Origin of the sequence: Amycolatopsis speibonae (genome assembly GCF_042647925.1) — a bacterium.
Classification (GTDB): domain Bacteria; phylum Actinomycetota; class Actinomycetes; order Mycobacteriales; family Pseudonocardiaceae; genus Amycolatopsis; species Amycolatopsis speibonae.
The window spans coordinates 24,397-36,885 of sequence record NZ_JBHRWK010000025.1; the positions used below are offsets into that span (position 1 = coordinate 24,397).

The 12,489-nt window shown below is 69.6% G+C and carries 12 protein-coding genes; 11 read left to right on the top strand and 1 reads right to left on the bottom strand.

Features of this window, described 5'->3' with window-relative positions; genetic code table 11:
- Positions 1–8: 8 nt before the first annotated feature.
- The 6 genes from ACFOSH_RS18720 (at position 9) to ACFOSH_RS18745 (ending at position 4,525) form a co-directional block, all read left to right on the top strand.
- Complete coding sequence (locus ACFOSH_RS18720; protein ID WP_378240243.1) at positions 9–989, top strand: helix-turn-helix transcriptional regulator; 981 nt, start codon at positions 9–11, stop codon at positions 987–989.
- Positions 986–1,963 (top strand): helix-turn-helix transcriptional regulator, encoded by a 978-nt coding sequence (locus ACFOSH_RS18725; RefSeq protein ID WP_378240244.1) that lies wholly within the window; start codon positions 986–988, stop codon positions 1,961–1,963. Before ACFOSH_RS18720 ends, ACFOSH_RS18725 begins: the two co-directional genes overlap by 4 nt.
- Positions 1,964–1,972: 9 nt before the next feature.
- Positions 1,973–2,182 (top strand): bacteriophage holin, encoded by a 210-nt coding sequence (locus tag ACFOSH_RS18730; protein ID WP_005150907.1) that lies wholly within the window; start codon positions 1,973–1,975, stop codon positions 2,180–2,182.
- A 37-nt stretch (positions 2,183–2,219) separates the two neighbouring features.
- Positions 2,220–2,564: a Sec-independent protein translocase subunit TatA gene (gene tatA / locus ACFOSH_RS18735; RefSeq protein ID WP_378240245.1), complete on the top strand. Its 345-nt coding sequence runs from the start codon at positions 2,220–2,222 to the stop codon at positions 2,562–2,564.
- A gap of 108 nt (positions 2,565–2,672) precedes the next feature.
- The gene (gene tatC, locus ACFOSH_RS18740; RefSeq protein WP_378240246.1) at positions 2,673–3,641 is read left to right on the top strand and encodes a twin-arginine translocase subunit TatC; all 969 of its coding nucleotides are present in this window, start codon (positions 2,673–2,675) and stop codon (positions 3,639–3,641) included.
- A gap of 8 nt (positions 3,642–3,649) precedes the next feature.
- A complete protein-coding gene (locus ACFOSH_RS18745; protein WP_378240247.1) occupies positions 3,650–4,525 on the top strand; it encodes a diacylglycerol/lipid kinase family protein in 876 nt (291 codons plus the stop codon).
- On the opposite strand, the gene ACFOSH_RS18750 is transcribed toward ACFOSH_RS18745, so the two are convergent.
- Entirely contained in the window at positions 4,509–5,096 is a 588-nt protein-coding gene (locus ACFOSH_RS18750) for a hypothetical protein (RefSeq protein WP_378240248.1), read from the bottom strand. The genes ACFOSH_RS18745 and ACFOSH_RS18750 overlap by 17 nt on opposite strands.
- Positions 5,097–5,208: 112 nt before the next feature.
- Here ACFOSH_RS18750 and ACFOSH_RS18755 point away from each other — a divergent pair, with 112 nt between their 5' ends.
- The 5 genes from ACFOSH_RS18755 to ACFOSH_RS18775 all read left to right on the top strand — a co-directional run bounded on the left by ACFOSH_RS18755 (position 5,209) and on the right by ACFOSH_RS18775 (position 12,456).
- Positions 5,209–7,986 (top strand): DEAD/DEAH box helicase, encoded by a 2,778-nt coding sequence (locus tag ACFOSH_RS18755; protein ID WP_378240249.1) that lies wholly within the window; start codon positions 5,209–5,211, stop codon positions 7,984–7,986.
- A gap of 738 nt (positions 7,987–8,724) precedes the next feature.
- A complete protein-coding gene (locus tag ACFOSH_RS18760) occupies positions 8,725–9,519 on the top strand; it encodes a DUF4333 domain-containing protein (RefSeq protein ID WP_378240250.1) in 795 nt (264 codons plus the stop codon).
- A gap of 41 nt (positions 9,520–9,560) precedes the next feature.
- Positions 9,561–10,760: a GNAT family N-acetyltransferase gene (locus ACFOSH_RS18765; protein ID WP_378240251.1), complete on the top strand. Its 1,200-nt coding sequence runs from the start codon at positions 9,561–9,563 to the stop codon at positions 10,758–10,760.
- Positions 10,761–10,795: 35 nt separating this feature from the next.
- On the top strand, positions 10,796–11,191 hold the full coding sequence (locus ACFOSH_RS18770; protein ID WP_378240252.1) for a DUF4333 domain-containing protein: 396 nt from the start codon (positions 10,796–10,798) through the stop codon (positions 11,189–11,191).
- A 44-nt stretch (positions 11,192–11,235) separates the two neighbouring features.
- The gene (locus ACFOSH_RS18775) at positions 11,236–12,456 is read left to right on the top strand and encodes a GNAT family N-acetyltransferase (RefSeq protein WP_378240253.1); all 1,221 of its coding nucleotides are present in this window, start codon (positions 11,236–11,238) and stop codon (positions 12,454–12,456) included.
- Positions 12,457–12,489: the final 33 nt, after the last annotated feature.

Genomic DNA, 12,489 nt, shown 5'->3' on the forward strand with positions numbered 1-12,489 from the left:
GTAACCGGGTGTCCACCGCACGCGCCGAACGATTGGTCAACCTGGTTCTGGCCCTCCTGTCCACCCGGCAGTACCTCACCGCCGAGCGGATCCGGGGCATCGTGCCCGGGTACGCCGACGCGGCCAGCGACGAGGCCTACTTCCGCATGTTCGAGCGCGACAAGACCGAACTGCGCGAACTCGGCATCCCGCTGGAGACCGGCCGAAACTCCGCGTTCGACGGGATCGACGGCTACCGCATCGCGCGCCGCGACTACGAACTCGGCGAAATCGACCTCGCGCCCGACGAGGCGACCGCCGTCGGCCTCGCCGTCCGGCTCTGGGATTCACCGGAACTGACCGGCGAGGCCCAGGGCGCGCTGGTGAAGCTCCGCGCCGCCGGGGTCGAGGTCGACGACCACGCCCCGACCGTCGTCGAACCCCGCGTCCGCGCCGAACCGGCGTTCGGCCCGCTGCTCGCCGCCGTCCAGGCCGGGCAGGCGGTGCGCTTCGAGTACCGACGCAGCGGTTCGGCCGAGCGCAAGATCCGCACCCTCGAACCGTGGGGCGTCGTGTCGTGGCGGGGCCGCTGGTACGTCGTCGGGCACGACAGGGACCGTGGCGCGCCGCGGTGCTTCCGCCTGTCGCGCGTGACAGGGAAGGTCGACGCCTTCGGTCAAACCGGCGTCGTCGAGCGGCCGGAAGGGATCAACCTGCTGCAGATGGTGTCCGCCAGCAGCAGCGAGGATCCGTCCGCGCCGACCACCGCCAGCGTCTGGGTCGCCGACGGCCGGGCCGCCGGGGTCCGCCGCCGTGGCCGGGTGGTCGGCCGCAGCGCCGCCGGGGGAGAAGAAGGCGACCTCGTGGAGATCGAGCTGTACTACCCCGAATCCGCCGCCGACTGGCTCACCGCCCACGGTCCGGACGTCCTGGTCCTCGAACCCGAGGTCCTCGCGAAGTCGGTACTCAGCCGCCTCGAAGCCGTCGCGCACGCCGGTGGTGCCCGATGAGCGCCACTGGACGGATGCCGCGCCTGCTCGCGCTCGTGCCATACCTGCTCGCCCGGCCGGGGATCAAGATCGTCGACGCCGCCCACGACTTCGACGTCACGCCCAAGCAGCTGCGCAAGGACCTCGAACTGCTGTGGATGTGCGGGCTGCCCGGCTACGGCCCCGGCGACCTGATCGACCTCTCCTTCGAGGGCGACACGATCGTCGTCACGCACGACGCCGGTATGAACCGCCCGTTGCGGCTCACCGGCGGCGAGGCGACGGCCATGCTCGTCGCGCTGCGAGCGCTCGCCGAGACGCCCGGCGTGGTCGACGCCGACGCGGTCCGCCGCGCCATCGCGAAGATCGAGGCCGCCGCGGGGCAGGCCCAGCCGTCGGGGATCGTCGTCGGCGGGGGAGTGCGGGAAGGCAAGAAGACCGCCGGCACCCGCGAAGCCGTCCGCGCCGCTCTCACCGCGAGGCGCGCGTTGCGGATCCGGTACTACACCGCGTCGAAGGACGAGATCACCGAACGCACCGTCGATCCCATGCGGCTGCTCATCGTCCAGGCGGTCGGCTACCTCGAAGCATGGTGCCGCCGCGCCGAGGGGGTCCGGCTGTTCCGGCTCGACCGCATCGACGAGCACACCGTGCTCGACGAACCCGCGGTGCCGCCGGCGCACGCCCGGCCCACTGACCTTTCCGATGGTGTTTTCCGCCCGCGTCCCGATCAGCAGGAAGCCGTCCTCGTCCTCGATCCCGACGCACGCTGGGTAGCCGAGTACTACCCCTGCGAGGAACTCGACGAGCTCGACGGCGGGCGCCTGCGGATCCGGATGCGCTACGCCGACGAGTCGTGGATGGTCCGGCTGATCCTCGGTCTCGGGGGAGACGCGCAGGTCGAGAGCCCGGCCACACTCGGCGAGGCGGTTCGTCGACGGGCCGCCGACGCGCTGGCCCGGGCTCGTCACCTTGCGTCAACCTACGAGCAGTAGGGTGACGCCGTGTCGTACCTGCCGAGCATCGCGCTCGCCGTCGCCGGGCTGATCCTGCTCTTCGTTCTGCTAATCAAATTACGCAGAGTCTTGCGCGTACTCACCCATACGATGAGCATGGTGGCTACGAACACCCGAAAACGGACAGGGCTGCTTCGTGCCCGGTCGGCCGCGCTCCGCGTGGCGATCGCGCAACGACGTGGGCTCGAAGACCGGTAACATCTCACCCAGAGACTCGAGAAGGAGGCCGCAAACGATGAACGCGCTGCAGCCGTGGCACATCATCATCCTGGTGCTCGTCGTTGTTCTGCTGTTCGGCGCCAAGAGGCTTCCGGACGCCGCGCGGTCCATCGGCAAGTCCATGAAGATCTTCAAGGCCGAGACCAAGGACATGGCCGGCGGAGACAAGGACAAGGCCGCCGAGACCGAAGAGGTCGACACCAAGCAGCTGCCGCAGGCCACCACGCCCGCGCCCGCCGCTCCTGCCGCGTCCGCGCAGGACAAGCAGGTCGCCGACCTCCAGCGTCAGCTCGACGAGCTCAAGAAGCAGCAGGCCCCCACGCCCGCACCGGCCGAGCAGGCGCAGAAGAACGCCAGCTGAGCGGTTCCGGCCAAGCAGCTTCCAGCCAGCCCAGCTGAGCCTGTTCGCGGATGAGCGCGCCGAATCACGGCGCGCTCATGGTGGACCCTGACGAGAACGGACTGTTCAGTGGCGGATTCCGCCTCAGGTGACGAGCACCGCGGGTCGAAGCGGAGCAAGCGCAGCCGTCGGAGCAACCCCGACGGCACGATGACACTCGTCGAGCACATCTACGAGTTCCGGCGCCGTCTGGGCTTCGCGCTGCTCGCCCTCGTCGCGGGCGGAATCATCGGTTTCATCTGGTTCCAGACGACGATCGGCCCGATCCCGTCGCTGGGCAAGCTGCTGACCGATCCCTACTGCGCCGTTCCCGCGGATCGCCGGTTCGACGGCCCCACGGGTGGCTGCAAGCTCCTGCAGACTGTGCCCTTCGAAGCGTTCATGACGCAGTTGAAGGTGGGTCTCGCCGGTGGCGCTGTCCTGCTTTCGCCGTTGTGGCTCTATCAGATCTGGGCGTTCATCGCGCCCGGTCTGTACTCGAAGGAGCGCAAGTACGCGCTCACCTTCGTCGCGTTCGCGTCGGCGCTCTTCGCCGCCGGCGCCGTGCTGGCGTACCTTCTCGTCCCGCACGCTCTCGCACTGCTGATGGACTTCGGTGGAGATCAGTTCATCACCGCGCTCACCGCGGACAAGTACGTCTCGTTCATCCTGTCGCTGCTGCTGATCTTCGGCGTCAGTTTCGAACTGCCCCTGCTCGTGGTGATGCTGAACCGCGTCGGCGTCGTGAAGTACCAGATGCTGAAGAAGTGGCGTCGCGGCCTGATCATGGCCCTGTTCGTCTTCGCCGCGTTCGCGACTCCCGGTTCGGACCCGTTCTCGATGCTCGGCCTGGCCGTGGCGCTGATCTTGCTGCTGGAGATGTCCATCCAGATCGCGCGCTTCCACGACCGCAAGCTCGACAAGGAACGCGGCACCGAGGGCTGGGACAAGCTCGAAGACGACGAGGCCGCGCCGTTCGACTACACGCCGAGCACGATCGACGACGAGCCCCCGGCCACCACGGGTGGCAAGCGGACCAACACCGACGACGTCACCTGATCCCCGGGATGCACGCGGCACTGGCCGTCCACCCCGCTTCCGGGAACGGGGCCGCGGGACGGCTGATGGAGTCGGTCGCGGCGCGGCTGCGGCCCGTCGTCGACCGGCTCGACGTCCTCGTCGCCGAAACGGTCGAGGAATCCCGCGCGCTGATGACCGACTCGCGCGCGGCCGGGCTGGACGCCCTCGTCGTCCTCGGCGGTGACGGCGCGGCGCACCAAGGCGTCCAGTTCTGCGCCGAATCCGGCGTCGCCCTCGGTGTGGTCCCCGCGGGTACCGGCAACGACTTCGCCAGGGCGCTCGGTATCCCGGAGAACCCGCACGCGGCCGTCGATCTCGTCGCCAGGCGACTCGCGAAAGGCGATCGCCGGAGGATCGATCTCGGCCGGGCCGGAGGCGAATGGTTCGCCACCGTGCTGTGCTCCGGCTTCGACGCGCTCGTCACCGAACGCGCCAACCGGCTGACCTGGCCTCGCGGCCCGCGCCGCTACGACGTCGCGATCCTGGCCGAACTCGCCGCGTTCCGGCCCCGGCCCGTCGTGCTCCGCACCGACGTCGAGACACTCGAACTCGACGCCACCATGATCGCGGTCGGCAACACCCCGTTCTACGGCGGTGGCATGCGGATCTGTCCCGGAGCCGATCCTGAAGACGGCCGGTTCGACGTCACCGTCGTGGGCGCCGCGACCCGGCGGGACCTTCTCCGCATGTTGCCCGGTGTCCGCTCCGGCAGGCACATCGAGCATCCGGCGGTCCGGACCCTCAAGGCCACCCGGCTGCATCTCGCGGGCAGTGACCTGCCCGTCTACGCCGACGGCGAGCCGCTGGGCGGCCTGCCGATCGACATCACCTGCGTCCCCGGTGCCCTCACTGTCGTCGGATGAGACCGGCGTAGTCGCCCGCGCGCCATACCTGCCCCCGGAACGTCCCGGCCGACATGAGGTCGCCGCGCGGCAAGAACACCCCGCCGCACCGGTGGCAGAACCACGCCTGCCGCCAGTACGCCAGCGCGTCGGGGATACCCCGCCGGATCCGCGCGTTGCGCCGGAGCCGTAGCACGAACAGGACGGCGAACAGCGCGACCAGCGCGAACGCGCCGAACGGGAAGATCCAGGCCCCGATGGCCTGCCCGACGCGGCCGCCTTCGGTCGGAGCGGGGTTCTCGGCGAGCAGGTCGGTGGCGAACGAGACGAACACGAACGCGGGGATCAGCAGGACCAGCGCGAGCGCCAGGAAACACCCGCCGCCGCGGACCACCGGGTACGGATTGAGCGCCGCCGCGGTCGCGGTCACCGACACGCCACGATGCGCCGTCGCGGTGTAGACCACGCCGTCACCGGCGGGGATGGCTGTCATGCCGCCCTGTACCCGGTAGGTGGTCTGCCCGCCCTGGAACACGGCCGGCACGCTTTGCACCTGGTCGACCTGCGCGCACTGCGGGCAAGCGATCTCCACGGTGTCCCCTCTCGATCACGGATCCGCCTCTTGGATGACAGAGCCGTGTCGGCCGTTCCCGAGATCGTCACACCGAATGCGAACTGTCGGTGGGGTATGGAACGCTGACGAAGTGGTCAATAGCCCTTCTCAGACCCCGGCCGAGGCCTACGCCGCCTCCCAGCGCCGAGCTCGGTACTCCCAGCTGACCCGCTTCGCGGCGGAGTCGGAATTCGAATTCGACGATTTCCAGGTCCGCGGCTGCGAGGCGCTCGAAGACGGCCACGGTGTGCTCGTCTGCGCGCCCACCGGCGCCGGGAAGACCGTGGTCGGTGAGTTCGCGGTGCATCTCGCCCTCGCCGAGGGCCGCAAATGCTTCTACACGACACCCATCAAGGCGTTGTCGAACCAGAAGTACGCGGACCTCGTCGGCCGCTACGGCGCCGACGCCGTCGGCCTGCTGACCGGCGACACTTCGATCAACGGCAACGCGCAGGTCGTGGTCATGACCACCGAGGTCCTGCGCAACATGCTCTACGCCGGGTCCTCGACCATCGGGGAGCTCGCGTACGTGGTGATGGACGAGGTCCACTACCTCGCCGACAGGTTCCGCGGCGCCGTCTGGGAAGAGGTCATCCTCCACCTGCCCGAGCACGTCCGGGTCGTCGGCCTGTCGGCAACGGTGAGCAACGCCGAGGAGTTCGGCGAGTGGCTCGTCGAGGTCCGCGGCGACACCACCGTCGTCGTCGACGAGCACCGCCCCGTGCCGCTGTGGCAGCACATGCTGGTCGGCAACCGGCTCATGGACCTGTTCGCCGGCCAGGAGGAACACGCGCCCGGCGCCGAACTGCGGATCAACCCCAGCCTGCTGCGCCGCACCGAAGAGGTCGGCCGTGGTTTCGCCCCGGCGGGGATGCGCGGGCCGAGGGGGCGGCGCGGGGCGCCGTCCCGGATGCCGCGGTTCCGGCCGCCGTCCCGGACCGACACGGTCGAGCGCCTGGACAACGCCGGTCTGCTCCCGGCCATCGTGTTCATCTTCTCCCGCGCGGGCTGCGACGCCGCCGTCGGCCAGTGCGTCCGATCCGGTCTGCGGCTCAACGGTCCCGAAGAGGTCGAGAAGGTCCGTCGCATCGTCGCGGAGCGCACCAAGGACCTGCCCGAAGGCGACCTCGGTGTCCTCGGCTACTGGGAATGGCGTGAGGCGCTCGAACGCGGCATCGCCGGGCACCACGCGGGGCTGCTCCCGGCGTTCAAGGAGACCGTCGAGGAACTGTTCGTCCAGGGCCTGGTGAAGGTCGTCTTCGCCACCGAGACGCTCGCGCTCGGCATCAACATGCCCGCGCGCACTGTCGTCCTGGAACGGCTGGTCAAGTACAACGGCGAGGCGCACGTCGACCTGACACCGGGGGAGTACACGCAGCTCACCGGCCGCGCCGGGCGCCGCGGGATCGACGTCGAAGGCCATGCCGTCGTCGCCTGGCAGCCGGGAATCGACCCGAAGCAGGTCGGCGGTCTCGCCTCGACCCGGACGTACCCGCTGCGGTCGTCCTTCCGGCCCGGCTACAACATGGCGGTGAACCTGGTCGCCCAGGTCGGCGCCGAGGCGGCCCGTGACCTGCTGGAACAGTCGTTCGCGCAGTTCCAGGCCGACCGGTCGGTGGTCGGGACGGCGCGGCGGATCGAGCGGAACAAGGAGGCTCTGCGGGGCTACACCACCGCCATCACCGGCGAATTCGACGAGATGCTGGAGTACGTCGAGCTGCGCGCGAAGATCTCCGCCAGGGAGAAGGCGCTCTCGCGGCAGAACACCTCCGCTCGCCGGGCAGGCACGGCCGAGTCGCTGGAGAAGCTCCGCAAGGGTGACGTCATCGCCGTGCCCGCGGGCAGGCGCGCGGGGCTCGCGGTCGTCGTCGACCCGGGGCTCGACCCGATCCGCGAACCGCGGCCCGTCGTGGTCACCGAGGACCGGTGGTCCGGGCCGCTCTCGGTCGCCGACTTCCCGGCGCCGGTGGAGGCGCTGGGGAACATCAAGCTGCCGAAGCACATCGAACTGCGTTCGCCGAAGACCCGCCGTGACATCGCCGCGAGCCTCCGTAACGCGGGAATCTCCTTGCCCGGCAGGCAAAAGCGCCGCGCCGGGGCCAATGAGGACGGTGAGCTCGCCGCGTTGCGACGCGCGCTGCGCTCGCATCCGTGTCACGGCCTGGCCGAACGCGAGGCGAACCTGCGCTGGGTCGAGCGGTACCAGCGTCTCTCGGCGGAGACCGAGCAGCTGGAACGCAAGGTCGCAGCGACGACGCATTCGCTCGCGCGCGCCTTCGACCGCATCCTGCGCCTGCTCGGCGAGCGCGGTTACCTCGGCCCCGAGTCCAAGGGTGACGGCGAGGACCGCGTCACCGAACACGGCAAGCGGCTCACCCGCCTCTACAGCGAGTCGGACCTGCTCGCCGCCGAGTGCATCCGGCACGACGTCTGGAAGGGCCTGGCGCCCGCCGAACTCGCGTCCGTCGTCTCGACGCTCGTCTTCGAGGCACGCCGGGACACGGCGGGCGAGCCGCGCCTGCCCGCGGGCAAGGTGCTCGACGCCTGGCAGGCGACCACGCGCCTGTGGATGGAGCTCACCGAGGACGAGCGAGAGCACAAGCTGGACCGCACCCGCGAGCCCGACGCCGGGTTCGCCTGGCCGATCTACCGCTGGGCGCGCGGCGAATCGCTGGAGAAGGTCCTCACCGCCGCCGAGGCGAACGGGCAGGAACTCTCCGCAGGCGACTTCGTGCGCTGGTCACGGCAGGTCATCGACCTGCTGGACCAGATCCGCGACGTCCTCGGGCGGGCCGATCCGGTCGGGGCGGCCGCTTCGGACGCCGTGAAGGCCTTGAGACGGGGAGTCGTGGCGGCCGGCGGCGCCTGACCTGCCGCTGACCTGCACGATCCCGGCGGAGGTCCGATCGACGGTGGAGGAATCGGGACACTCAACGTCCCAATTCCTCCACCGTCGCGAGGACGTCCTGACCGGCGGCCGAGCGGGGAAGGACTAGTGCCTCGGGAGTGGCAAGGTTGGTTAGACCTCTACCGCTGACCTGCACGATCCCAGCGGAGGTCCGATCGACGGTGAAGGATTTGGGACAGTCAACGTCCCAAATCCTTCACCGTCGCGAGGCCGCCCGATCCCTGACCTTGATCAACGGAGGATTCGGGACGTTGAGTGTCCCGGATCCTCCGTTGATCAAGGTCGTGCCACTCAGTCCTGCGGCCGACAGCCGAGCGGGTGGCAAGGACGGTTAGTGCGGTCCGGTATTTGCCTGCCTGCCGCTGACCTGGGCGAAGGTGGCTTTTCGGGAGAGTGCTGGGGTCGACGATGTAGGAATCGGGACGTTCAGTGTCCAGATTCCTGCATCGTCGCGAGGACGCCCCGGCCAGTTGCCGACGGGGGTAGGCGAATACGAGTCCGCCAGAACCGTCCTTGCCACTCGCGAGGCATTGGGCTGACCGGCGGACCGGATGCCGCCACCGGTGTGAGCACGGTCGCGGCCAGTTGCCCCGACACCACCCGGGAACAGTGGGCAGGGGCGCCGACCTGTGGTTGGATCGCCCACGACGGCCATGCAGGTCGGCCGGTGACGATGGCGGAACAGGCGGAGGCGAAACGATGAGCACGCCGTATGGCGGCAACGACCCGCAGCAGCCCCAGTGGGGCCAGCAGCCGGGCTACGGGCAAGAGCCGGGCGGCGCTCAACCGCCGAGCGGCCCGCAGCAGCAGCCGCAGTGGGGTCAGCAGCCGCAGTACGACCCGTCGCAGACGCAGCAGCAACAGCCCCAATGGGGTCAGCAGCCCGCACCCTACGACCCGTCCCAGCAGCAACCGGGCTACCCGCAACAGCAGCAGCCTGGGTACGACCCCTCCCAGACGCAACAGCAGCAGCCTCAGTGGGGCCAGCAGCCGCAATACGGCCGGCAGCCGGGTTATCCGCAGAGCGGCCCCCAGCAGCAGCCTGGCTACCCGCAGAGCGGCCCCCAGCAGCAGCCGCAGTACGGGCAGCCGCAGCAGCAGCCCGGCCAGTACGAGTACGGCCAGGGCCAGTTCCCGGGCACCCAGGGCGAGGCACAGGACAAGCCGAAGTCCAAGAAGGGCCTGTTCATCGGGATCGGCGCGCTCGTGGTGATCATCGCCGCGGTCGGCATCCTCGGGTTCGTCACGCCGGGCTGGTTCAACACCCAGGTGTTCAACAACACCCAGATGCAGACCGACGTGCAGAAGCTGCTCACCGAGACCTACGGGATCAAGGAGATCAGCGCGGTCACCTGCCCCTCCGGCCAGGAGGTCAAGGACGGGGTGAAGTTCACCTGCACCGCGACGATCGAGGGCAAGCCGCAGGAGGTGCCGATCACAGTGAAGGGTGACACCGGCAACTACGAGGTCTCGCCACCCGCCGTCACCAAGTAAACGGCGGGCGCCGGGGACGGTCGATCCTGCATGATCGTCCCATGAGCGACTTCTCTGTGCGGCTGCTGCGGTCCGACGAGGAACGGGCCGCGACCGATTTGTTCAGGCGCGCCTTGCACGTCAAGGAGATGACCGACGAGGAATGGTCGGCCATCTCCGGGTCGAGGCAGCCGAGCCGGGCACTCGGCGCCTTCGACCCGGAACTGATCGGTACCGCCCGGTCCTTCGACTCGGAAGTGACCTTGCCCGGCGGCGGTACCACGCCGCTCGCCGCGGTCAGCCTCGTCGGTGTCCGCGGTGATCGCACCCGGAGAGGCGTGCTGACCGGGTTGATGCGTGCCCAGTTCGAGGATTTCGCCGCCCGTGGTGTTCCGGCGGCGATGTTGCACGCCTCCGAGGGCACCATCTACGGCAGGTTCGGGTACGGCATCGCCGCGCGGGCCAAGTCGATCGAGATCGACAGGCACCGTGCCCGGTTCCGCCCCGAGGTCCCGGTGGGCGGGGAGATCTCCTTGCTGGATCTGGAAAGCACCATCGAACAATGGCCGTCGCTCTTCGACGCTCTCCCGCGTATCCGGCCCGGCATGATCGCGCGGAGCCCCTATCTGTGGCCGGGTTACGAGCGGGAGGTGCGCCGGGCGACCACGCCGGTCGCGACCGCGGTGCACCGCGGCCCGGACGGCGTCGACGGCTATGTCACCTACACCGTCGAACGGGCCAAATTCGGGGCCCAGTCGGAGTTGAAGATCCAGTCCTTTCACCACGCGGGCTCCGCCGCGTTCGCCGGATTGTGGCGCTACCTGCTGTCCGTGGACCTGGTCGACCGCGTCACCGCCGAGAAGCGACCGCTCGACGAACCGATCGAATTGCTGTTCACGGACCCGCGGCACGTGACCGTGCAGAACATCCAGGACGAGGGCTGGCTCCGGCTCGTCGACGTCGCCACGATGCTCGACGCCCGTACGTACCGGGGTGAAGTGGTCGTCATCGAAGTCACGGATCCGTTCCTGGAGCACAACTCCGGCCGCTACCGGCTGTCGGGCGACGGAGCCGCCCGCACCACCGAGCCCGCCGATCTCGAAGTACGGGCCGACACCCTGTCGATGCTGTATCTCGGCGGCTGGCGCGCGTCGGATCTCGCGGCCGCCGGACGCGTCCGTGCCACCGGTGAAGCCGCTTTGGAACGGGCGGACCTGCTGTTCGGCACGCGGGTGAACCCCTGGTGCGGTACCTTCTTCTGACGTTGGATGATCACATTCGGTGGGGGTGGGGAAGCTTGAGCAGGCGAGCCGTCGCGACGGTCGTTCTGTGCGGTGCCGCTTTCGCGGGACTGACGGCGTGTTCGGACACCCCGGCACCCGCGCCGGCGACGAAGACCGTCACGGTCCCGCCGACGACGAGTGCGTCGTCGAGCGCTCCGGCCACCGGCGGTTCGCCCTCCAGCACCGCGGGCAGGGTCTTCGATCCCCGGACCATGCAGGCGGACGTGCGGAAGATCCTCACCGAGACCTATCAGGTGAGGGAGGTCGGCGACGTACTCTGCCCGTCGAACCAGACGGTCAAGGACGGCAGCACGTTCACCTGCACGGTCCAGGTCCGCGGAGAGGGCAAGACGGTCACGATCACCGTCACGGGTGAAGACGGCCGGTACGAGGTCGGCGCGCCCGCCTGAAAACCGGTTGGGTTCGCCGGGGCCGGACGGCAGTATCTCGTGGCATGAGCGAATTCCACGTGCGTGCGGTGGCCGAAGGCGAACAGCGGGCCTGTCTCCAAGTCCTCGAAGAAGCCTTGCACGCCAAGCCGATCGCGGACGAGGCCTGGGCCAAGATGGCGCCGAGCTGGCCCGCCGAGGGGAAGTTCGCCGCGTTCGACGACCATGACACCCCGGTGGGGATCACCAGTTCCTTCGACGTCGAACTCACCGTCCCAGGTGGACGGAAGCTCCTCACCGCGGCCGTCGACGGCGTCGGCGTCCGCGCCGACTGGACCCGCCGCGGGATCCTCACCACGCTGATGGCCGTCCAACTGGAGGACTTCGCCGCGCGCGGCGTTCCGCTGGCGGCGTTGCACGCTTCGGAAGGCGTGATCTACGGCCGCTTCGGTTACGGCCCGGCCACCTTCTGCAAGGGCATTTCCGTCGAACGGCCGCGAGCCCAGGTCCGTGACGGCGTGGGACGGGACGGGGCGGTCAGGATCGTCACCCCGGCTGAGGCGGTCGAGCGTGTCCCCGCGCTGTACAACCGGTTCGAGGGGACGCGGCCGGGGTTCACCACGCGCCCCGCGCAGTGGTGGCCCGGCTTCTTCGATCGGGTGGTCACCGGAGGCGGTGGCTATCGGGTCGCCATCCACAGTGGACCGGACGGGGACGACGGCTTCGTCGTCTACCAGACCGTCGACATGCGCGATCGGCAGGCGCCGGAACGCGGGGCGCTGCTCGACATCCGGGAGCTCCAGGCCGCGACGCCGGAGGCCTGGGCGGGGCTGTGGCGGTTCCTGCTGTCGGTCGACCTGGTTTCGGCCGTCGCCGGACGGGGCCGCCCGCTGGACGAGCCGATCGCCGGACTGCTCACCGACCCGCGCGCGGTGAACACCACCGAGGTCATGGACGACCTGTGGGTTCGCCTCGTCGACGTGCTCGCCGCCCTGCGAGGGCGTACCTACGGCGCCGCCGAACCCGTGGTGCTGGAGGTGCTCGACAAGCAGCTTCCGCACAACAACGGCCGATATGCCGTCGGGCAGGACGGTGTCGAGCGCACGACCGCCGAGCCGGAGCTGCGGCTGGACGTCGCGACCCTGTCGTCGCTGTATCTCGGCCACGGCTTCTTCGCCGACCTGGCGCCGGCCGGGCACGTCGAGGTACTGGACGAGGCTGCGGTCGACCGTGCCGACACGCTGTTCCACACCGCGCGGGTCCCGTGGTGCGGGACCTTCTTCTAGGCCGTGGACGCTGCTGCCGGGCGGATTCGCATG